Origin of the sequence: Staphylococcus xylosus (assembly GCF_002732165.1) — a bacterium.
Classification (GTDB): domain Bacteria; phylum Bacillota; class Bacilli; order Staphylococcales; family Staphylococcaceae; genus Staphylococcus; species Staphylococcus xylosus.
The window spans coordinates 98,756-122,425 of the sequence record NZ_MRZO01000004.1; the positions used below are offsets into that span (position 1 = coordinate 98,756).

Annotated in this window: 21 protein-coding genes; 18 read left to right on the forward strand and 3 right to left on the reverse strand. The window is 32.3% G+C overall.

The features are described from left to right. Nucleotides 1-221: 221 nt before the first annotated feature. A complete protein-coding gene (pbp4, locus tag BTM19_RS07400) occupies nucleotides 222-1,517 on the reverse strand; it encodes a penicillin-binding protein PBP4 (protein WP_038678092.1) in 1,296 nt (431 codons plus the stop codon). A 241-nt stretch (nucleotides 1,518-1,758) separates the two neighbouring features. Between pbp4 and BTM19_RS07405 the strand changes: the two genes are divergently transcribed. The 12 genes from BTM19_RS07405 (at nucleotide 1,759) to BTM19_RS07460 (ending at nucleotide 15,444) form a co-directional block, all read left to right on the forward strand. Next, on the forward strand, nucleotides 1,759-3,477 hold the full coding sequence (locus BTM19_RS07405; RefSeq protein WP_029377778.1) for an ABC transporter ATP-binding protein: 1,719 nt from the start codon (nucleotides 1,759-1,761) through the stop codon (nucleotides 3,475-3,477). Between the two features lie 381 nt (nucleotides 3,478-3,858). Beyond that, complete coding sequence (locus BTM19_RS07410; RefSeq protein ID WP_029377777.1) at nucleotides 3,859-5,088, forward strand: NupC/NupG family nucleoside CNT transporter; 1,230 nt, start codon at nucleotides 3,859-3,861, stop codon at nucleotides 5,086-5,088. Between the two features lie 579 nt (nucleotides 5,089-5,667). Continuing rightward, on the forward strand, nucleotides 5,668-6,504 hold the full coding sequence (locus tag BTM19_RS07415; protein WP_029377776.1) for a YitT family protein: 837 nt from the start codon (nucleotides 5,668-5,670) through the stop codon (nucleotides 6,502-6,504). A gap of 337 nt (nucleotides 6,505-6,841) precedes the next feature. Next, complete coding sequence (locus BTM19_RS07420; RefSeq protein ID WP_029377775.1) at nucleotides 6,842-7,645, forward strand: ABC transporter ATP-binding protein; 804 nt, start codon at nucleotides 6,842-6,844, stop codon at nucleotides 7,643-7,645. A gap of 9 nt (nucleotides 7,646-7,654) precedes the next feature. Further along, complete coding sequence (locus tag BTM19_RS07425) at nucleotides 7,655-8,656, forward strand: FecCD family ABC transporter permease (protein ID WP_029377774.1); 1,002 nt, start codon at nucleotides 7,655-7,657, stop codon at nucleotides 8,654-8,656. Then, entirely contained in the window at nucleotides 8,653-9,669 is a 1,017-nt protein-coding gene (locus BTM19_RS07430) for a FecCD family ABC transporter permease (RefSeq protein ID WP_029377773.1), read from the forward strand. The genes BTM19_RS07425 and BTM19_RS07430 overlap by 4 nt, the downstream gene beginning before the upstream one ends. 539 nt (nucleotides 9,670-10,208) lie before the next feature. After that, on the forward strand, nucleotides 10,209-11,174 hold the full coding sequence (gene dhaK / locus BTM19_RS07435) for a dihydroxyacetone kinase subunit DhaK (protein WP_069796718.1): 966 nt from the start codon (nucleotides 10,209-10,211) through the stop codon (nucleotides 11,172-11,174). Between the two features lie 34 nt (nucleotides 11,175-11,208). Beyond that, entirely contained in the window at nucleotides 11,209-11,787 is a 579-nt protein-coding gene (gene dhaL, locus BTM19_RS07440; protein WP_038678094.1) for a dihydroxyacetone kinase subunit DhaL, read from the forward strand. Then, complete coding sequence (dhaM, locus tag BTM19_RS07445; protein ID WP_029377770.1) at nucleotides 11,787-12,149, forward strand: dihydroxyacetone kinase phosphoryl donor subunit DhaM; 363 nt, start codon at nucleotides 11,787-11,789, stop codon at nucleotides 12,147-12,149. Before dhaL ends, dhaM begins: the two co-directional genes overlap by 1 nt. A gap of 155 nt (nucleotides 12,150-12,304) precedes the next feature. Next, nucleotides 12,305-12,805, forward strand: coding sequence for a hypothetical protein (locus tag BTM19_RS07450; protein WP_029377769.1), 501 nt, complete (start codon nucleotides 12,305-12,307; stop codon nucleotides 12,803-12,805). Between the two features lie 395 nt (nucleotides 12,806-13,200). Further along, complete coding sequence (locus BTM19_RS07455; protein WP_029377768.1) at nucleotides 13,201-14,268, forward strand: YkvI family membrane protein; 1,068 nt, start codon at nucleotides 13,201-13,203, stop codon at nucleotides 14,266-14,268. Nucleotides 14,269-14,412: 144 nt separating this feature from the next. Then, a complete protein-coding gene (locus tag BTM19_RS07460) occupies nucleotides 14,413-15,444 on the forward strand; it encodes an alpha/beta hydrolase (RefSeq protein WP_029377767.1) in 1,032 nt (343 codons plus the stop codon). A gap of 379 nt (nucleotides 15,445-15,823) precedes the next feature. Here the strand turns inward: BTM19_RS07460 and BTM19_RS07465 are convergent, their stop codons facing one another. Continuing rightward, the gene (locus BTM19_RS07465; protein WP_029377766.1) at nucleotides 15,824-16,330 is read right to left on the reverse strand and encodes a GNAT family N-acetyltransferase; all 507 of its coding nucleotides are present in this window, start codon (nucleotides 16,328-16,330) and stop codon (nucleotides 15,824-15,826) included. 121 nt (nucleotides 16,331-16,451) lie between these two features. Between BTM19_RS07465 and BTM19_RS07470 the strand changes: the two genes are divergently transcribed. The 5 genes from BTM19_RS07470 to BTM19_RS07490 all read left to right on the forward strand — a co-directional run bounded on the left by BTM19_RS07470 (nucleotide 16,452) and on the right by BTM19_RS07490 (nucleotide 21,325). After that, entirely contained in the window at nucleotides 16,452-17,369 is a 918-nt protein-coding gene (locus tag BTM19_RS07470) for an NAD-dependent epimerase/dehydratase family protein (RefSeq protein WP_029377765.1), read from the forward strand. A gap of 16 nt (nucleotides 17,370-17,385) precedes the next feature. Further along, complete coding sequence (locus tag BTM19_RS07475; protein ID WP_029377764.1) at nucleotides 17,386-18,060, forward strand: response regulator transcription factor; 675 nt, start codon at nucleotides 17,386-17,388, stop codon at nucleotides 18,058-18,060. Then, nucleotides 18,053-19,081 carry a sensor histidine kinase gene (locus tag BTM19_RS07480; RefSeq protein WP_029377763.1) on the forward strand — a complete coding sequence of 343 codons (1,029 nt, stop codon included), beginning with the start codon at nucleotides 18,053-18,055 and terminating at the stop codon, nucleotides 19,079-19,081. Before BTM19_RS07475 ends, BTM19_RS07480 begins: the two co-directional genes overlap by 8 nt. A 605-nt stretch (nucleotides 19,082-19,686) precedes the next feature. Next, a complete protein-coding gene (locus BTM19_RS07485) occupies nucleotides 19,687-20,304 on the forward strand; it encodes a DUF47 domain-containing protein (RefSeq protein ID WP_017722596.1) in 618 nt (205 codons plus the stop codon). 13 nt (nucleotides 20,305-20,317) lie between these two features. Then, on the forward strand, nucleotides 20,318-21,325 hold the full coding sequence (locus tag BTM19_RS07490; protein ID WP_029377762.1) for an inorganic phosphate transporter: 1,008 nt from the start codon (nucleotides 20,318-20,320) through the stop codon (nucleotides 21,323-21,325). Nucleotides 21,326-21,728: 403 nt separating this feature from the next. On the opposite strand, the gene BTM19_RS07495 is transcribed toward BTM19_RS07490, so the two are convergent. Further along, on the reverse strand, nucleotides 21,729-22,535 hold the full coding sequence (locus tag BTM19_RS07495; RefSeq protein ID WP_029377761.1) for a LysM peptidoglycan-binding domain-containing protein: 807 nt from the start codon (nucleotides 22,533-22,535) through the stop codon (nucleotides 21,729-21,731). 465 nt (nucleotides 22,536-23,000) lie between these two features. Between BTM19_RS07495 and BTM19_RS07500 the strand changes: the two genes are divergently transcribed. Next, nucleotides 23,001-23,666, forward strand: a complete 666-nt coding sequence (locus BTM19_RS07500) for a Bax inhibitor-1/YccA family protein (RefSeq protein ID WP_029377760.1) — start codon at nucleotides 23,001-23,003, stop codon at nucleotides 23,664-23,666. Nucleotides 23,667-23,670: the final 4 nt, after the last annotated feature.

The window sequence follows — 23,670 nt, forward strand, 5'->3', positions numbered from 1 at the left end:
TTGGGCACGATACTCTTTAATGTAATCTAGCTTCTTTTTGTTATTAAAATAAAAAAGGGGGTGTGAAAATAAAATCAACGATTTTATTTTCACACCCTCAATGTTTGAGCAGTTACTACGCTAGCTAAAGGTAGTAGTTATATTATGTTTGCTTTGCATGAGCATAATTTTTAATTGAAAGGGAGCATTACTTGATAATGTAACAATCACTTGAATGATGATTATTTCTTTTTATTTGATTTTTTTCTGATTAAGTCAATGATTAGATAGATAATAATTGCGATTGCTGCAATTATTAGAATTGTACCTAATAAAGTTAATATAGGATGGTCATCCCAAGATGATTTTACAACTGTTGTTGCTTGGTGAACTAGCGGCTTGTTGACGTCAACTGAAGGCGGACCATATTTATCACTAATAAACTCGCGATCATATTCAATGTGCGCTTTGTTGTCTTCAATTACAACTTTATAGTCTTTTTTATCAAAATCTTTTGGTAACACGTCGTAGAGATCTTTCTCTACAAAATATGTTTTCCCATTAATTTTTTGTTCGCCTTTTGACAATATTTTTTCATATTTATACTGGTCAAAAGACATGTTCATTAAAGCATTACCAATCATGTTGCGTTGCTTTTCACCACCAAGTTTATCGTAATTACCTGCGCCCATAATAGCTTGGTTAATTCTAAAACCATCACGTTTCGTTGTTATTGTATGGTTATAGTCAGCAACATCGCTTGACCCCGTTTTTAAACCGTCAGTACCTTCTAAACTCATATCTGCACCTTCAAGCGAATGGTTGAAGGTATAATATGTCACACCGTGTTGCGTAGGTGCTAGTTGTTTAGTAAAATCTAAAATTTTCGGTGTGTCTTGAACGACACGTTGCGAAAGTATACCGAAGTCTTTGGCAGTAGACGTATTATCATTTTCACTTTTATATTTCTTAGGCACAAAGTCACGAAGTTGATGATTTTCTGCACCAGTTGGATTTACAAAATGCGTGTTTTCCATTCCTAATGCTTTTGCTTTTTTATTCATTTTATCGGTGAAGTCTGAAAGATTGCCTGAGACTTCTTTTCCTAAAATGAGTGCAGCTGCATTACTTGAATTTGATACCGTAATCTGAAGTAATTCCTTAACTGTATAAGTTTCGCCAGGGTATAACTTGGTATTACTTAATTCTGGTAAGGTGGACATACGGTAGTGTGTATCCGTAATTTTTACTTTATCATTTAAAGATAACTCGCCATTGTTGACTGCATCAAGCGTTAGATACATAGTCATAAGCTTGGTCATTGAAGCGGGATACCATTTTTTATTCATATTGTATTGATAAAGTAACTGGCCTGTTTGCGCAACATTTACTGCACCCTCAGGTTGATATGACTCAGATACATTATAACCATATTGATTTGCTGCTTGCGTAGGGGTAACAGTTTCAGCTTCAGCAAAAGGTGTTATAATTGTACCAATGAAGAGTACAGTTATAAATGTCAAAATTAACTTTCTCATAATTACATTCCCTCTTAATATTTTAAGTTTTATTGCAATAGAAGTATTTTAGCATATTGTAAAGTTTAAATAAAATATATTCATGAAATTATTACAATTATTGTATAGTCAAAAATAATTGTAAAAAATAAAGTTGTGTTTGCTTGGAATTTAACTGATTAACTATTATAATGTTATTCTGCTCAAACTCATTTTTAGCATTAGCTTAAAAATAAAAAATAAAAATAGAAGAGGTAAAAATATGAAGCAAGAAAATCCATTATTCTATTTATTTAAAAAATTATCATGGCCTATTGGCCTTATCATTATTGCTGTATTTATTTCTTCATTGGGGAGTATTACTGGACTTTTAGTTCCGCTATTTACTGGGAAACTAGTAGATAAATTTTCCTTTGATAATATGAACTGGATGTTTGTTGCAGGATTTATTTCAATATTTATTGTTAATGCACTACTTAGCGGTGTTGGATTATACTTGTTAAGTAAAATAGGAGAAAAAGTTATATATGCGATTAGATCTGTGTTATGGCATCATATTATCCATTTGAAAATGCCATTTTTTGACCAAAATGAAAGTGGACAATTAATGAGTCGACTGACGGATGATACGAAAGTCATCAATGAATTTATTTCTCAAAAACTTCCTAATTTATTACCGTCAGTATTAACAATTTTAGGTTCGTTGGTTATGTTATTCATTATGGATTGGAAGATGACATTAGTTACATTCATCACTATTCCAATATTTGTATTAATCATGTTTCCGTTAGGTAAAATTATGGAAAAGATTTCTAAAAAAACACAAGCTGAAATCGCTAATTTTAGTGGTTTGTTAGGTCGTGTTTTGACAGAAATGCGTTTAGTGAAAGTTTCACATACTGAAGACTTAGAACTAAATAATGCGCATAAAAACTTAAAAGAGATTTACTTTTTAGGATTAAAACAAGCTAAAATCACTGCAGTAATACAGCCTATTTCAGGCGTGATTATGTTACTTACGATCGCAATTATATTAGGGTTTGGTGCGATTAGAATTTCAACTGGTGCTATCACAGCAGGTACACTGATTGCTATGATTTTCTATGTTATACAATTATCAACACCACTGATCAATCTTTCAACGCTTGTCACAGATTATAAAAAAGCTGTAGGTGCAAGTGGTCGTATTTATGAAATTATGGAAGAGCCTACAGAAGCATTCCATATAGAACAAGAAGCTAACATTACTGATGGCAGCTTGATGTTTGAGCATGTTGACTTTAAATATGGAGTTAAGCCAATTCTGAGTGATGTTAATTTTGAAATACCACAGAGCAAAGTCACTGCATTTGTGGGGCCTTCAGGGTCAGGAAAGAGTACCATTTTTAATATTATTGAGCGAATGTATGATATTGACCAAGGGGATATTAAATATGGTGATAAGTCCATTTATGACATCGCGTTAGGTGAATGGCGCGATAAAATTGGTTATGTAATGCAATCAAATTCAATGATGAATGGTACGATTAGAGATAATATATTGTATGGTATTAATCGTGAAGTAAGTGATGAGGAACTGATACATTTTGCGAAATTAGCGAACTGTCATGAGTTTATTGAACAATTTGAAGATGGCTACGATACGATGGTTGGCGAACGAGGGTTAAAATTATCTGGCGGTCAACGTCAACGTATTGATATAGCACGTAGTTTTGTCAAAAATCCAGATATTCTATTATTAGATGAAGCTACAGCTAATCTGGATAGTGAAAGTGAAAGAAAGATTCAAGATGCACTAGAAGAATTGATGGAAAACCGTACAACTGTAGTTATCGCGCATAGATTATCTACTATTAAAAAAGCAGAGCAAATTATTTTTGTTGATGCGGGTAAAGTGACTGGTAAAGGTACACATCAAGAATTGATTATGAATCATGAGAAATATCAACAATTTGTAAACACACAGAATTTGACGAAATAAGAAAAAGAGTAAAAAGTAAATCATAACTATAGTTGTGTAGGCGTTTTCATAGAGAAAGGCGAATGTTTAGGCTTAGATTGTGTATAAAAAGTGACGTTTGTCGAACTATAAAATTGTTATTTTATATAAAGTACATGCATGCTATAATTATTGTGAATTATTAATAAACAGTGTTTTGAGAAAGTATAAATTAATTACAAAAATGAATTAACAAAACTAGGGATTAGGAATAATTAAGGTAAATGCATCGTTTAAAGCTGTTTATGATTGTTTATGTCAGTAATATGCATTTACCTTTATTCTTCCGAATACATAGCTACATAAATTACTTTCAAAAATCCATTGTTATCAATGATTTTAATAAGAAATGGTGGGTGTATTATGTTTTTAGTGATTAACATAATTGGATTGTTTGTGTTTTTAGGGATCGCAGTATTATTCTCTCGAAGCAAAAAGGATATTCAATGGAAATCAATTGCAATATTAGTTGTAGTAAACTTATTTTTAGCTTGGTTCTTCATGTTCTTCCCATGGGGGAAAACTGCAGTACAAACACTAGCTAATGGTATTTCTTGGGTGATTGATTCAGCACATGCAGGTACAGGGTTTGCTTTTTCTAGCTGGGTAAAACCAGGTGCAATGGACATGGCAGTTAGTGCATTATTCCCAATATTATTAGTTGTTCCGTTATTTGATATTTTAATGTATTTCAATATTTTACCTAAGGTAATTGGTGGTATTGGCTGGGTTTTAGCAAAAATCACGCGTCAACCAAAGTTCGAATCATTCTTTGGTATTGAAATGATGTTTTTAGGTAATACAGAAGCATTAGCAGTTTCGAATGAACAATTAAAACGTATGAAAGAAACTCGTGTGTTAACGGTGGCGATGATGTCTATGAGTTCTGTATCTGGGGCTATTGTCGGCGCATATGTCTCTATGGTTCCCGGTGATTTAGTATTAACAGCGATTCCGTTAAATATAATCAATGCGATTATAGTTTCATCTATATTAAATCCGGTTACAGTAGAAGAAAAAGAAGATATTATTTACACTATTCAAAGTAATGAATTAGAACGTCAACCGTTCTTCTCATTCTTAGGTGACTCCGTATTAAACGCAGGTAAATTAATCTTAATTATTGTAGCGTTTGTTATTAGTTTCGTTGCGCTATCAGATTTAATTGATCGATTAATTAATTTACTTACAGGTTTCATTGGTAGTTGGGCAGGTATTAAAGGTAGTTTTGGTTTAGATCAAATACTTGGTGCCTTTATGTATCCATTTGCGTTATTGCTAGGTTTACCATGGGATGAAGCTTGGATTGTTGCACAGCAGATGGCTAAAAAAATTGTCACTAATGAATTTGTTGTTATGGGACAGATTAAAGATGTTGTTGAATCTTATTCTCCACATAGACGTGCTGTCATTACAACATTCTTAATTTCATTCGCGAACTTCTCGACAATTGGTATGATTGTAGGAACATTAAAAGGAATCGTAGATAAGAGAACGTCAGATTTCGTATCACAATATGTACCGATGTTATTACTTGCAGGTATTTTAGTATCATTAATGACTGCAGGATTTGTGGGATTATTTGCTTGGTAAATCATAAATAAATATTGAATCTTAGTTATATACTTATTTTGATTGAAAAAATTAATTAACTAGATGTTTAAAAGTGTTAGTACACGCTTTTGAATGTCTAGTTTTTTTTGTTCTTTATTAGATATAACGTTATAGTTTACTATAGATTATGTTTGTATTTACAAAGCATTATGATTAAAAAAAGCAAAAAAATTAAGCCAAGTAATTGAAGTGAGGAGACACATTCATCATTACTTGGCTTTTACGGGAAATGAATTAACTGTATATAAGTAGTAAGGACTAGGTACTAAATATATACTCGAGCAAAAATTGTTTTGTTTGTTACTATAAACAACACAAAGGAGATGGCTTCTTATTGGCTACCAATAAGAAGATAAATTTTATTATATCAAAGAAAAATTAATAAGTAAACAGAAATTTCAGAATTTTTAAAAATTAAAGAATTTTAATTATATAAGAAGAGATTACAATGCAAATTAAATTTATTATATAAAGAGTTTTCTTTATATTCGTGTTGTAGTATTTCTGATAATTTGCTAACATTCAATTGATTAGTGTAAATTCAAGGGGGTCGTGTGGGTGAATAAAACAGTACGAGATTTAATATTAGTTGTTTTTGGATCGTTCTTTTTTTCAGCTGGGGTGAATACCTTTATTATATCTGCTGATTTAGGTGAGGGAGGCGTGACTGGTATAGCAATCGTACTTTACTATGCTTTTCACATTTCTCCAGGTATTACAAACTTTGTATTTAATGCCATTTTAATTGGGATAGGTTATAAATTTTTAAGTAAACGAAGTATGTATTTAACGATTGTCGCAACGATATTAATTTCTATCTTTTTAGAATTAACTGTAAGTTGGGAAATTGAAACAGGCAATATATTGGTTAATGCAGTATTTGGTGGCCTTTGCGTAGGACTAGGTATTGGTGTGATCGTGCTTGCAGGTGGAACTACAGCTGGGACTACAATTTTAGCTCGAATCGCTAATAAATACTTAGATGTTAGTACACCTTATGCATTACTATTCTTCGATTTAATTGTTGTAGCTATATCACTGACTGTTATTCCAATCTCTAGTGCATTGGTTACTGTGATTTCATTGTATATCGGTACAAAAGTAATGGATTACGTTATCGAAGGTTTAAATACGAAGAAAGCCATGACAATTATTTCAAGCAAACCTGATGAAATTGCTAAAATTATTGATGAACAAGTAGGACGTGGACTTACCATTTTAAATGGACGTGGCTATTTTTCAAAAGAAGATAAAGACGTTTTGTATGTTGTTATTACTAAAACACAAGTAACGAAAGCAAAACGTTTAATAAGAAAAATCGATGATAACGCATTTTTAGTTATTCATGATGTACGTGATGTGTACGGTAATGGTTTCTTAATCGATGAACATTAACATAACATAAAATTAAAGTTGAATAATAAAATGCCTAATTTATTTGGATTATTTCCATTATGAATTAGGTTTTTTAATATAAAAAATTAAATAAATCAGGAGGGAAAGTTAAGATTAAACAGTGCCATTTTGTGAATAAAAAAAGCCTATAAGGATAACGAATTTTGAGGGTCTGTTGAAAATAATTAATAGTCAATAGGTGTAAAAAATGGTATAATATCATCTATGATAATGATTATCATTTACTGAAAAAATTAAAATTTCAACATGACTTAATATAAATTAAATTGGGAAAATTTACGATGTTATGCTTATTAATATAGGAAGAAGGGGAATTATGAATCGCTTAAAAGGAGAACAGGTCACTATAGGTTATGGAGAAAATGTCATTGTGGATAATTTAGATGTTCACATACCTGATGGCAAGATTACTTCAATTATAGGACCAAACGGTTGTGGTAAGTCGACATTACTTAAAGCATTATCACGACTACTGCCGATTAAAGGTGGAGAAATCAAATTAGATAATGAAAACATACACTCACAATCTACGAAAGAAATAGCTAAAAAAATTGCCATTTTACCTCAATCTCCAGAGGTTGCAGATGGACTTACAGTTGGTGAATTAGTATCGTATGGCCGTTTTCCACATCAAAAAGGATTCGGACGTCTATCTGCCGAAGATAAAAAAGAAATCGACTGGGCAATGCGTGTTACAGGTACTTATGATTTTAAATTACGCCCTATAAATGATTTGAGTGGAGGACAACGACAACGTGTATGGATTGCAATGGCATTAGCGCAACGTACAGATATTATATTCTTAGACGAGCCAACAACATATTTAGACATTTCACATCAGTTAGAGATCTTAGAATTAATTACCCAACTCAATAAAGAACAAGGCTGTACTATTATTATGGTACTGCATGATATTAACCAAGCCGTTCGTTTTTCTGATCATTTAATTACTATGAAAAATGGCGATATTATTGCCAATGGTGATACTGAAGAAGTATTAACGAAAGACATTTTAGAAAAAGTATTCAACATTGATGTTGAAATTAGTACAGACCCAAGAACTGGCAAACCAATGTTAGTAACGTATGACTTGTGCAGAAAAAGCTATTCAGAAGTTTAGGGGTAAATTATGACTACTAAGAGAAAAGGGAAGTTAAGTTTTACAGCAACTTTTGTAATAGCTGTATTATTATTAATCGGCGTACTCATCATTTCAATATTGTTTGGGGATGCCAAAATTCATTTAAGCACTATTTTTGAAGCAGTGTTTAATTATGATTCTAAAAATCAACAGCATAATATTATCAGTGAGATTCGTATTCCAAGAGATATTGGTGCCATATTAGTAGGCGTTGCGTTGGGTACTTCTGGCGCTGTTATTCAAGGCGTGACTAAAAATGGTTTGGCTGACCCGAGTCTTATAGGGTTGAACTCTGGTGCATCATTTATGCTAGCGCTTACGTTTGCATTTTATCCTACGGCACCATTCCTAGTGATGATTTTTGCTGGGTTTATAGGTGCGTTGATGGGTGGCTTTATTGTTTTAATGATTGGACGATCCAGAAGTGACGGCTTCAATCCTATGAGAATTATTTTGGCCGGTGCGGCTGTCAGTGCATTATTAACCGCATTAAGTCAGGGTGTTGCGTTATTATTTAGATTAAATCAAAGTTTAACTTTTTGGAGTGCTGGTGGCGTATCTGGTACAACTTGGAATCAATTGATATGGGCAGCGCCGTTTATCATCATAGCCCTCGTTATTATCATTTCAATGAGTAAGCAATTAACAATTTTAAATTTAGGTGAAACATTAGCCAAAGGTCTAGGTCAAAACGTTGCGTTTACACGAGCTATTTCACTGATATTATCTATGGTTTTGGCTGGTATTGCAGTTGCAATGGTTGGTCAAATTGCATTTGTCGGGCTGATGGTACCACATATAGTAAGATACTTAGTGGGTACGGACTATGCTAGAGTGATCCCTTTAACTGCTGTAGTAGGTGGTTTGCTATTGCTAGTAGCAGATACGGTTGCGCGTATGTTAGGAGAAGCACCAGTAGGAGCTATCATTTCCTTTATTGGTGTACCTTACTTCTTGTACTTAGTTAAAAGAGGAGGTCGCTTCTCATGATAGATCCAAAGTTAAGATATAAACAGTGGCTTACGATGATTATTCTCTCGGTCCTAGTCTTGCTAGCGTGTGTATGGAGCATTACTTCTGGAGAATATAAAATGTCTGTCGAAGCATTTTTTAAGACGTTAATTGGCCAGGGTGAATATACCGACACGCTGATATTGATGGAATTTAGATTACCACGTATGATTATTACAATACTAGCTGGTGCTGCTTTAGCCATGAGTGGTGCGGTCATACAAAGTGTAACGAAAAATCCACTGGCGGAGCCGGGTATATTAGGTATTAATGCCGGAAGTGGCTTTGTAATAGCCTTGTTTATAGTAGTAGGGCAAGTAGATGCGAGTAATTTTGTGTATGTTTTACCATTTATTAGTATGATAGGTGGCGTTTTGACTGCGCTTATTATTTTCTCATTTAGTTATAATAAAGGAGAAGGTATTACTCCAGCGAGTATGGTACTTGTCGGTGTGGGGATGTCTACTGCACTTAGTGGTGGGTCATTAACACTAATGTCCACTTTTGACGAAGACCAATCAGAATTTATAGCTTCTTGGCTTGCTGGTAATATTTGGGGTGATGAATGGGCGTTTGTAATAGCCTTTTTGCCTTGGGTTATCGTATTAATACCATTCTTATTATTCAAAGCGAACGTCCTAAATTTATTGAATACACATCAGTATATTGCTCAAGGCGTCGGTGTGAAGATAGGTCGCGAACGTATTGTCTTATTATTAGTTGCAGTTGTGCTATCATCAGCCGCTGTATCTGTAGCGGGTGCGATTGGATTTATTGGATTGTTAGGACCACATATTGCTAAGTCAATTGTTGGCCCAAGACATCAATTATTCTTACCGATTTCAATACTAATAGGTGCTTTTTTACTTGTACTAGCAGATACTATCGGACAGGTTATACTACAACCATCAGGTGTTCCAGCAGGAATTGTAGTTGCTATAATAGGCGCGCCTTATTTCTTATACTTAATGTATAAAACGAAATCAGTATAATTTGCTTATCTCGTGTTTTCAGACTGTCGACAAAGCCCTTGACTTTGTTGACAGTTTTTTTATACACGATTTCCACGAGCGCTGTATTAGACTGTAGTCTTCGGCTAGGGGTCTTTCCGTAGGAGGCGTCCTAAGTCACTGCCGATATTAGACTGAAAAGATTATAATATATAAATTAAACAGTGGTCGTGCTTATTATATTGAATAAATCAATAGTTAAAAGTTAAAGCAAGCAACTTTGCTTTGAAAGACCACAATTATTTTGAAATGAAACTATAAAAATATACATAAACAAACATTAGGTGAAATATCACTTAAGATTTGTCTACGTTTTGAAAGCACGAGATATAATTATATCTTGTGCTTTTTGTGATTACTCATCTTTGTTATTAAAGTATTTATAATATCAAGTGATTTTAGAAAATATGAGTTATATTTCAATTTTTCACGCACAAATGAAATTAGCACTCATATGTTAGCGTTTGCATTTGTGTGTGGGGTATACTATAAATGAATAGGTTAAATAGGAGGTCGTTATTATGAAAAAACTAATTAAACAAAAAACGAATTTTTTGAATGATATGTTGGACGGGCTTTCAAAAACGAACAAGCAAATAGAAATTATTTCGGATACAGTCGTAGTTAGAAAAGAGAGAAAAGAACAAGGAGTTTCTTTAGTTTCTGGTGGTGGAAGTGGTCACGAGCCAGCTCATGCGGGTTATGTTGCCAAAGGTATGTTGGATGCTGCAGTGTGTGGAGAAGTATTTACTTCACCTACGCCAGATAAGATTCTTAGTGCTATAAAAGCTGTTGATAATGGTGATGGTGTATTGCTTATAGTAAAAAATTATGCCGGGGATGTTATGAATTTTGAGATGGCTCAAGAAATGGCGGAAATGGAAGACATTCAAGTAGCAACTGTAGTTGTAAAAGATGACGTTGCAGTGGAAGATGAAATCCAACGTCGAGGTGTAGCGGGTACAGTGATTGTTCATAAGTATGCTGGCTATTTGGCAGAAAAAGGGTTGTCATTAGCAGAGATTAAAGAAAAAGTAGAAGATTTATTACCTAAAATAAAGAGCATTGGCATGGCGTTAACAGCACCTATGGTTCCCACTACTGGACAATATGGATTTGATATAGAAGAGGAAAATATGGAAATTGGTGTGGGTATACATGGTGAAAAGGGATTGTCTAGAGAAAAGGTTAAACCTGTAGATCAAATTGTAGATCAATTAATTCAAGTTTTACTTAAAGAAGTTGACTCAGATGAGCTCATTGTAATGGTCAATGGCATGGGAGCAACACCTTTGTCAGAACTTAATATTGCTGCAAAATATGTCGGTGAAAATTTAGAACAAAAAAGTAAATCGATTACTCATTGGCTTGTTGGAGATTACATGACGGCATTAGATATGCAAGGTTTATCATTAACATTTGTACCATCTTCAGAAGAATTGTTAGTTGCACTAACTGATACAACAGAAAGTGCGTATTTCCATTAAAAATAAAGTGATTATTGAAAGGAGCGGAAGATAGATGAATGTCGTTGAACTAAAAGAAAGATTATTAAAATTAGTAGATGTATTTGAAGAAAAGGAAGAGTTATTAACAGAATTAGATAGAGCAATCGGTGATGGTGACCATGGGGTGAATATGGTTAGAGGTTTCAAAGCGTTACCAGAGAATATTGATGAAAGCTCTATGCAAAGTTTATTGAAATCTACTGGTATGACACTTATGTCTAATATTGGCGGTGCTTCCGGTCCTTTATACGGTTTTAGTTTTGTGAAAATGTCACAAGCAGTATCAGATGAAATAGATCATTCGAATTTGAAAGCACTTTTAACAATTTTTTCAGAGGCAATTGCTCAAAGAGGTAAAGTAACATTGAATGAAAAAACGATGTATGATGTAATCGAGCGTGCAAATCAGGCTGTACAAAATGATGAACCATTAACAAGAAATGTATTGCAATCCTACGCAGATTTAACAAAAGATATCGAAGCAACTAAAGGTAGAGCTGCATATTTTAAAAAAGATTCCTTAGGACATGTTGACCCTGGAGCCCAAAGTAGTGTTTATATCTTAAATGCGTTGATTGGAGATGATTCGTAATGACAAATATAGTAATAATTAGTCATAGTAAAGAAATTGCAGAAGGTACAAAGGCGTTATTAAATCAAATGGCCGGTGATGTTAACGTCATTGTCCAAGGTGGCGTTGATGGTAAAATTGGTACATCGTATGACCATATTCAAGAATTAATAAACGAATTAACTGATGATGCATTATGCTTTTATGATATAGGGTCTGCTGAAATGAACTTAGATTTAGCAATTGAAATGTATGAAGGTGACCAACGTATTGAAAAAGTACAAGCACCTATTGTTGAAGGTAGTTTTACTGCAGCTGTGCAATTGTCAGTTGGTAGTTCCATAGAACAAACTTTGGGAGAATTAAATAAAACGTTTGGTTAAATAATGTTATTTGTTTTGCTATGTTAAATATAAATTAAAATGAAGCTCTCAACTAATATAACAAAAAATTTCTTTTTTATAGGAATATTTAATTGAATTGTGGTAAAATGAAAATTAATTGTAATAGAAATCTGGATATCTAGGAGGACATTGCCATGAAAGATTTAATATTAAAGCATGTCTTAAACGGCGAATTTGAGTCAGTCAAACGTTTAATGTCCCAAACAGATTTTATGGAATTTGAAGAATTATACATTTCAAGCGCACATGAAGCTGAAAACATTATGTTTTATACATGTATTTTAGATATGATGAAAGTAGAAGAAACTGCAGAAATGCATGACTTAGCTTTTCTATTATTAGTCTATCCATTAAGTGAACTTCAGGGTGCTTTAGATTCTGCATATTATCATGCGGAGTCTTCCATAAAACTTACTGAGGGCAAAGAAGTAAAAAGTTTGTTACAAATGTTATTATTGCATGCAGTTCCTGAACCAGTCATTTCTGATAAAAAGGCGTTTGAAATTTCTCGCCAAATACTTAAATTGGACCCAACTAACAGTGTTGCGCGTAATGTACTGAAAGAAACAGCAAAACGTATGGATAACGTAGTTGTTGACTTTAATGAACTTAATCGTTTTAAAAACGCACACTAATAACAAAATTATCATAGTTGAGTAATCATATTATTAGAACTTGACAAAATAACACATTAAAGTGATTTATTGAAGAATCGAAATATACATGTTAAAAGGTGTATCTATTTTGATTCTTTTTTATTTTAATTTTTGTAATTTTATGCATTGTTAAAGCATGCTTTTAGTAATGTATAAAATTGCAAAAATTAAATTGTAATAACTGTAAATATGCAGTATTTTTATTAATATTTGTTATATTTAAAGAATATAATGAATGATTAAAAAATGATATTTAACTTATTGAGTATTATTGAGAGCAATTAGAAGTGTAAAATTTTATATTGTGCAGTTGCAAAAAATAATCAGTAAGTTATAATAATGCAATGTGTTAACTATGAGGAGGTTAAAATAACATGGGGTTGAATAAAGAAGCTATAAAAATTGGTTTCGCTTATGTCGGTATCGTTGTAGGTGCTGGCTTTTCAACAGGACAGGAAGTTATGCAATTTTTCTCACCATATGGCCTATGGTCATATATTGGGGTTATACTTTCTGGTTTAATATTAGGCTTTATAGGTCGACAAGTTGCAAAGATTGGTACTGCGTTTGATGCGCAAAACCATGAGTCAACTTTAGACTACTTGTTTGGTGATAAGTTCAGTAAATTTGTAGACTATTTGCTTATCTTTTTCTTGTTTGGCATTTCAGTTACAATGATTGCTGGAGCAGGGTCAACATTTCAAGAGAGCTTTGATGTGCCAACATGGCTAGGCGCATTGATTATGGTTATTGCAATTTATATTACATTATTGATGGATTTTAATAAAATCGTTAGAGCATTAGGCATTGTTACACCATTCTTAATTGTTTTGGTTGTAATTATTGCTGGGTATTACCTTTTTAATGGTAGTATTTCGATAGATAAAGTAAATGAAACTGTACCAGAAGCTAGCTTATGGTTAGGTATATTAAAAGGAATTAATTATGGTGGACTTGCATTCGCAGTAGGCTTTAGTACGATTGTAGCAATCGGCGGTGATGCTTCTAGACGTAGAGTGTCCGGAGCTGGGGCATTATTTGGCGGTATTGTTTATACAATATTATTAGCACTGATTAACTTTGCATTACAGTCTGAGTTCCCAAAAATTGAGAATGCTGATATTCCTATGCTGACATTAGCAAATGAAATAAGCCCTTGGATTGCGCTTGTACTATCAGTTATTATGTTGGCTGTTATGTATAATACAATTCTTGGTTTAATGTATTCATTTGCTGCCAGATTTACAGAACCATATAGTAAAAAATATCATATATTTATCATAGTTATAATGGTTGTAGCTTATGGTCTAAGTTTCGTAGGCTTTGCAGGATTGATTAACTTCTTATACCCAATAATGGGTATTGTTGGACTTGTAGTTGTAATCGGCGTGTTGATTAAATACTATAGTAGAAAACGTCAAAACAAAAAGTTCATAGCATAAATTATTCATGGTATTAAAATAAGAAATAAAGTCTCAGCTTGTACAAATTGTGCAAGCTGAGTTTTTAATAATTTCGACAATTTATAAACACTACTGTGCAATGGTTAATTATGGTACAATGCATTTCGAAAGGAAAGGTAATGCATGAAGAAAAAATACAAATGGACGATAATTACTTTAAGTATTGTTATTGTAGTAGCAATCGTGACTGCTCTGTTATTAAAACAACAGTATGACCGTCAACATTCACAAGAAATTAAAGAAAAAGTACAGATTAACAATAAAAATGTAAATGCATTTACAAATATAACCTATGGTACTGGTATGCCTAATAGTAGGTTAGATATACTAACACCTACTGAATTAGATTCAGATAATAAGTTACCTGTCATTTTTTGGATGCATGGTGGTGGCTTTATAGCGGGAGATAAACAATATAAGAACCCACTATTATCGAAAATCGCTGAGCAAGGCTATATTGTTGTGAATATTAATTATGCACTTGCACCAGATAATAAATATCCAACGCAGCTACACCAAATTGATCAAGCTGTAAAATTCATAAAGCGTAATAAGCATGAATTGCCGATGGACTTTGATCAAGTGATTTTTGGAGGCGACTCTGCGGGGGCACAATTATCTAGCCAATACACGGCCATTCAAACAAATAAATCATTACGAGAAGATATGTCATTTAAACAACAATTTGAAGCAGATCAATTGAAGGCAGCAATATTTTTCGGTGGTTTTTATGATATGAAAACAGTAAAAGCTACTGAGTTTCCAAGGATACAACTTTTTATGGAAAGTTATACTGGAAAACGAGACTGGGAACAGCAATTTAAATATATTAGTGAAATGTCTACGATAAATCAGGTTACTAAAGATTACCCGCCAACGTTTTTATCTGTAGGTGACGCTGATCCATTCTATAGTCAAAATATATCATTTTATAAAAAGCTGAAATCTATGGATATTCCAGTGGACAAATTATTTTATGATGGTTCTCATAATTTAAGACATCAATACCAATTCCACATGGATTTACCAGAATCACAACAAAACATGAAAGATGTTCTAAGATTTTTAAGTAGAAATACAAGTTCATCTGGCGTTGAAACAAATCTTAGTGAAGAAACGACGAATCCTAATGGAGTTGAATTAAATCCTTATTAGATTATAGGGAAATACAGGCGGTTATTTGCATCTTATTGATATAGTAATAGTAATTTTAGATTACTATAGTATAAATATGAGAGTGAACTTAACACATATAGTATAATTACTAATTTCAAAAATTGAGATTATCCTACTTATAAAGAAAAGAAGAGGGAGACTGAAATCATTATTGGAAATATGATTTCAGTCCCCCTCTTCTTTTTTTAAATCGCAGCAAGAAGTTGAGTAAGGTCAACTATTAATGCCTATAACACGGTATAAATATTTTGACATTCAACGTCTAAATGATTATATAACAATATTGTTATTTGGGTCTTTGTTCATTTACAATTAAACTATAAGTGTGACATGTTTAAATATTATACTTAGAGGTAGATTAAAATAATAACTTTGCCATTACATATTTGTTGTAATATTTACCGTCAATGTATAATTTATCACGAAGTTCACCTTCAATTTGATAGCCCGCAGTTTTAAATAATTCAACAGCTGTAGTATTTTCGGGTACGACTGTTGCTTCTATACGACGAATGTTATGATTTAAGCACCATGCATCTACAGAATTAATCAAAGATTGGCCGAGGCCCTTTTCTCTGTAGTGTCTAATGACGCCCATTGAAAAATGAGCTTCATGACGTGTGCGTTCAAAATTTTCTGTCGTTACGATTGCAAAGCCGACGAGTTCGCCGTTATTTTCAGCGATATAAATGGCATTGAAAGGCGATGTAATATAGTGCTCTAGGTTTGAAAGCGCATCGTTATTAGAGGGTGCGTATTCCCCTGGATTGTATATTAAATAATCAGATTCATCATAAATTGTCGTTAATAATTTAACAAATGGATCTACATCATTGATACCGATTTCACGTATTTGATGAACCATGTGTGTCCACTCCTTATTTCTATTTTCCTAATGCTTAGTTATAGTATAACTTAACATCATTAGCGTGATATTACTAGGATATATTTATGTTGAGCTAAACTAATACAAAGGAAGTATGATTATGAAACCTAACATTTTATTAGCAGGTGTCACAGGATATATAGGAAAAAATTTAATTCAACATATAAAAAATGACGCTAATTTATATACATTATCAAAATATCCTAAAGAAGAAGACTTTAAAGAAGTGACATGGTTAAAGAAAGATATTTATAATTATATGGATGTGTTATCAGCTATGGAAGATATGGATATAGCCATTTATTATTTAGATCCAACTAAGCATTCTGCAAAATTAACACAAGCCACAGCAAGAGATTTGAATTTAATCGCTGCAGATAACTTTGGTCGGGCAGCTGCTAAAAATGGCATAAGTAAAATTATTTATATTAGTGGAAGCAGATTTGATTATGAAACCATCCAACGCTTGTCGTCATATGGTGTCTTTGTCGAAAAGACAGAAACAACTGTATCGCGTCCGCATGTGTCGGTAGAACTTCAATCTTCTAAATACGATGATGTACGTAGCGCCCTAAGCATGCAACTTCCTATGAATTGGACACTAGAACAGTTGGTTGAATACTATTTTAAATGGTTGAATGAAACTAAAGGCACATTATTGCATACTTACAAAGAAGAAGAGGACTATGTAATATATCTTAAAGACAAGGCTAAACCTGTTCTTGTTTTTCATAAAATGCAAATAGAAGATGATATCATTTCATTACAATTAGTGGGTGGTACATTAGTTAAACCTAATGTATTGAAACAAGGTAAGTTAGAATTTCGTAGACTCAAAGATACACAAACTGTAGTAGTACATTTATATGATTATATACCTAAACTCGTTTGGCCGGTGTATTATTTAATCCAGTCACCATTCCAAGGCCTAATGATGAGAGGATTTGAAATAGATTGCCGAATTAAGCACTTTAATGGAAGAATTCAATCTGGAGAAGATATAAAATATACTAAATAGATAAAGTGGTGATGAAGTGGATATTTTATTAGTAGAAGATGATATGACATTGTTTAAAGAATTAAGTGAAGAATTAGAACAATGGGATTTTAAAATTTATGGCATTGATGACTTTAATGATGTAATGACTAAATTTGAAGCAGTTAATCCTACTATTGTTATTATGGATGTGAAACTACCTAAATATGACGGTTTTTACTGGACTAGAAAGATTAGAGAAATATCTAATACGCCAATCTTGTTCTTATCGTCGAGAGATAATCCAATGGATCATGTGATGAGTATGGAATTGGGTGCAGATGATTATGTTCAAAAACCATTTAACACGAGTATATTAATTGCTAAACTTCAAGCAATCTATAGAAGGGTATATCAATTTAGTTTGGAAGAAAAGCGAATTCTTACTTGGCAAGATGCAACTCTAGATTTGTCTAAAGATAGTATTAGTAAAGATGAATCGCAAATTTACTTATCTAAAACTGAAATGATTATTTTAGAAATGCTAGTTAAGAAGCAAGACCAAATTGTTACGAGAGACACATTGATTACTGCATTATGGGATGATGAGGCATTCGTTAGTGACAATACTTTAACGGTTAATGTGAACCGTTTAAGGAAGAAATTAGCAGATATTGATATGAGTAACGCGATTGAAACGAAAATAGGTAAAGGGTATATGGCGCATGGATAACTTTAAATGGATTTATATCTTTTTAAGGTCGCGAATATATTGGATATTATGGTTTGTTTTCTTAAACTTTATCACTTTGCTTATTGCTTATTTAGATTATGATATTAGTGTAGGGAGTACATATTATATTATTATTTTAAATCTAGGTATTTCTATCTTGTTTTTATCATTCACGTTTTTGAAGGAAATCAAATTTTTTAAGCATTTAGATGAAAATATAGAACCTGAAGCATTAAAACATAAATCATTGGCGGATACGCCTTTACAGCAAGAAATGGTTAAATATTTATACGGTCAAATTACAGACCAAAAATCATTAGTTACACGTCAGCAAAAGCAAATTCAATCTACTGAAGCATCATTAACAGATTTTGTACATGATATTAAAACTCCTGTAACAGCAATGAAACTATTAATAGAAAAAGAACAAGACATGACTAGAAAAAACGCGCTTTTATATGAATGGACACGAATAAATGACATGTTAGATAGACAGTTGTTCTTAACTCGCCTAGAGTCACAAAATAAAGATATGTATTTTGAACATGTCGCGCTGAAACGTCTTGTAATTGAAGAAATACAGATTACTCGATATATTAGTCAGTCTAAAGGTATTGACTATGATTTGAATTTTGAAGATGATTATAAAGTATACACAGATACTAAATGGTGTCGGATGATGATTAGACAAATTTTATCAAATTCAGTTAAATATAGTGAAGAAAGTACAATTCATGTTCATGCCTATGTCGAAAAAGGTCATACAGTTCTTAAAATAACAGATGAAGGTAAAGGGATAAGTGCCAAAGATCTACCACGTATTTTTGAAAAAGGTTTTACTTCCACTAGCGATCGTAATGAAACATCGGCTTCTGGGCTGGGCTTGTACCTTGTCAATCATGTGAAAGAAAAATTAGGCGTCCATGTATCGGTTTCTTCAGAACCGAAAGTAGGAACATCTATGAAATTCACTTTCCCTATGCAAAATGAATTGATATCAAGAATATCCGAAAATTTATAAAATACTAAGTAAATGCAAAACTATAATAAGAGTATAGGCATTATAAATTATGTTAGCCAGTACGTGTTTAGAACCTGAGAAGATTATTTGTTTCTTGGGTTCTTTTTGTTCTGAAAATTTGTATGCTCGCAAGATGTGTATTTAAAATTATTTATAAAAATATTTGCAAATTAGTGAAAAAAGTTGTTGAATACAAATAATAAATATGCAATCATATTTAAGGTGAGTTTAATATGAAGTAGTTATTAAAATTAATTCAATCTGATAGCTTACAATTCCTAAATATACAACTACGGTTTATAATAATAAAAGTAGTAAAATTTTGTTAATTTTACGAAAATGTAATATTAAGAATTTGTAAATGCAATTGTAGGATTGTAAATTTTGTGCTATTTTCAAATAAGGATAAATCAACATTTATGAGATTTTTTAACCAATAGAAGCAAATACTCGTTTACACAATTTTAACAATAGTAAAATGATTCAAAAAAATGAGTGAATTGTAAATCTTGTGAATCTTAATTTATCTTAGACATAGGTATTTAAATTTTTTAAATTTATTGAAGGTGATTGGGAACAATCGCTGTAAATGGAGGATTTTTTGGATGTTTAACAAGAAAAAAGATAAGTTCATGGTGAAACTAGAAGAAATGGTGTTCAATTTAGATAGAGCAGCAATTGAATTTGGAAAAATGGATTTTAATACACACTTAGATTTGAAAGCATACTCAGATAATATTAAAACATATGAGTCCCACGGTGATGAATTAATGCATCAAGTGATTTCAGACTTAAACCAAACTTTTATTACACCAATTGAACGTGAGGATATCCTCTCTTTATGTAATGCAATTGATGACGTTTTAGACGCAATTGAAGAAACTTCAGGTATGTTTGAAATGTATTCTATTGAATATACTGATGAATATATGGCTGAATTTGTAGATAATATTCAAAAAGCTATAGCAGAAATGAAATTAGCTGTTGGATTATTAGTAGATAAAAAATTATCTCACATGCGTATTCATTCTATTAATATTAAAGAATTTGAAACAAACTGTGATGGTATTTTACGTCAATCAATTAAGCATATCTTTAACAGTGAAACAGACCCAATCACATTAATTAAAATAAAAGAAATATATGAAAGTTTAGAAGAAATTGCAGATAAATGTCAAGCCGTAGCAAATAACTTTGAAACTATAATAATGAAAAATAGCTAAGGAGTCCTAACTTATGGAATATATTTTGATCATCACAGTAGCTATTGTTATTTTTTCACTTATATTTGACTTTATCAATGGTTTCCATGATACAGCCAATGCTGTTGCTACTGCTGTTTCAACACGTGCCTTAACTCCTAGAACGGCTATACTTTTGGCATCTGTCATGAATTTTATCGGTGCTTTAACGTTCACTGGGGTTGCAGGAACAATAACTAAAGATATCGTAGACCCATTTAAATTAGAAAATGGTCTAGTTGTAGTATTAGCAGCTATTATCGCTGCAATTTTCTGGAATTTATTAACTTGGTATTATGGTATACCAAGTTCATCTTCTCATGCATTGATAGGTTCTATCGCTGGTGCGGCAATTGCTTCACAAGGTTCATTTGCCGTATTACATTATCAAGGTTTTACAAAAATTATAATCGTATTACTTTTATCACCAGTCATTGCATTCTGTGTAGGGTTTATAATGTACTCCATTGTGAAAATAGTATTTAAAAATGCAAACCTTACAAAAACTAACCGTAATTTTAGATTCTTCCAGATTTTCACAGCGTCTTTACAATCGTTCTCACACGGTACGAATGACGCACAAAAATCAATGGGGATTATTACATTAGCTTTAATTGTTGCAGGTATTCAAACTGGTTCTAGCGTAGAACCACAGCTATGGGTTAAAATTTCCTGTGCTACTGCGATGGGATTAGGTACTGCTGTCGGTGGTTGGAAAATTATTAAAACAGTTGGTGGTAATATTATGAAAATACGACCAGCTAATGGTGCAGCAGCAGATTTATCATCTGCATTAACTATATTTGTAGCATCATCATTACATTTCCCGCTATCTACAACGCATGTCGTTTCTTCATCTATATTAGGTGTAGGATCTTCTAACCGTATTAAAGGTGTTAAATGGAACACAGCGCAACGTATGATTGTTACATGGGTTATTACATTACCTATTTCTGCAATAGTTGCAGCACTAATTTATTACATTATTAATTTTTTCTTATAATTTAAGATAAAGCAATCGAAGAGCGGCTGGGACAATTGAATTGTCTCAGCCGTAATTATTGTATAATAGTAGTTTTAAAGTCATATTTTTTAATTTAAATGAGTTAGTAGTAATGACACAAGGACTCTAGTTTTAGTAATTAATATATTGAATTAGTGTAGCTTATGTTTGAGCATTAGCTCAAATAACTCTTTAACTTTATCAATATTAGCCTAAGTGTAAACAATGGAAACTTTTAAATAAATTAGATTTCTTTTTGACTTTTGTATTTAAATATAGAGTGGTCAAACGACAAAGCAATAGTTCATGAGCATAAAATAATAGCCTGAGACATTTAAGTCTCAGGCTATTATTTGATTTATTTTACTACGTTCATCATTTCTATTAGCGTAATAAGTTATAATTAATGAATGTAATTATAACTTGAAGCTTGTGATGCAGGGATAGTACGATAATCAACAGTACCTGGAGGCGTATTATAATTCATTTCTGAAATTAGAATACTACCATCTGGATTTACTTGTTCTACGTAAGCAACGTGCCCAATAGGTCCTTCATAGTTTTGCATGATTGAACCAGCACTTGGTGAATTATTTACTGTATAACCATCTGCAGCGGCATTGTTTGCCCAGTGATCTGCATTCCACCAATAAGTACTAATTGGTTGACCAGTTTCTGCTCTACGATTAAACACGTGCCAAGTACATTGTCCCCAATCGTATAGGTTAGCATCACTCGCTGATGAATCACCCGTGTTCGTGCTTGGTGTTTCTGTTGAGCTACCGCCAGCACCACCAGTTCCTGTTGCACCAGGGATTGTTAAAGTTTGATTAGGATAGATAATATAACCATTTAAATTATTGGCTGAAACAATTTCTTCAACTGAGACGCCATATTTATTTGCGATGATATTTAAAGACTCACCAGATTGTACAGTGTGAGTTGATCCACCTGAAGTAGCGTTTGAAGATGATTCTTGTCCCTGAGAACCACTTCCACCAATTTCAATGACTTGTCCTGGGAATACAATGTTATTGTTAATGTTATTATTTTGTTTAATTTCATCAATTGAAACACCGTATTGCTGTGAAATTGACCATAGTGACTCGCCAGATTTTACTGTATGCTGTGTTGATGCATCAGCTTCATTATTTGCTATGAATGCTGCTGCACCTGAAGCAGCTGTTACTGCAAATGCTAACTTTTTCAAAAAAACTCCTCCTTCAATGCCTATGTCTAACAGTGATTATTAAAATAAATACATGTCGTTAGTTTTTTTAAATCTCAATTCACGTTTCATACTAACAAAAATCATTTGCTTTGTGTACGTTGTTATAAAGTTGTAATATTATTAACATTTAGTTATCCACTGAGGATTGTTTGACAAATACCTTAGTATAGGGATTTATAAGTATGTGTTACATTTCACTTGTAATTAATTTTATTTGAAATGTAACATTAACTATTAGCAAAAATAGTGATATTAACATTAAAATTGTTAGAAAATACATTCATCATGTTTGCTAATCAATGAAACAGTGAACATTAAAGTATTAATAATTACTATCGTAGGACATTGTGAAAATTTACATGCTATACATATATCCTATAAATGTTATGATTAAACGCATATTATTTTTATAAATAGTTCTATAATTGAGAAGGAGTGAATAAATTGGCGGAATCAACACAACATGTAAATAAGCAACAAAAGCAGTCTAAAAACCAATCTAAATCACAATCGCATGCATATAGTAAAGTATGGCTATTCTTTATGTATTACTGGATTATTTTTGGTATTGGTTGCTATTTTGGACAATTCTTACCTATGGAATGGAGGAAACCACTCTCATTTGTCCTTCTTGCCTTAGTATTGATTACAGTTATCTTTAATCGTGCACGTAAATATGGCATAGTAATCTCTCATATTTACGCAATTGTTGTAGGGTTATTATCTTATGCAACATTCACTGCATATTTACAGAATTTAGGGCCGGAAGTTTTCTTCAAAAATATCATTTTAGCAATTTCAGCATTTATTGTTTTTGGTATTATTGGCTATTTCTTAATTGGAAATGCAGCTAGTATGGGAAAATATTTATTTGTTACTTTAGTTGCGCTTATTATAGCAAGTTTGATTGGTATGTTTATACAAAATCCAATCTTCCATACAATTATAACTGTAGTAGGGTTATTACTATTTCTACTCTATACACTATACGATTTCAATCGTATGAAGCGGGGACAGTTCTCTCCAAGAGAAATGGGCTTTAATTTATTTGTGAATCTATTGCACATTATCAAGTATGTGTTAAGGCTTGCAACTAAGTTTAGAAAATAATAAA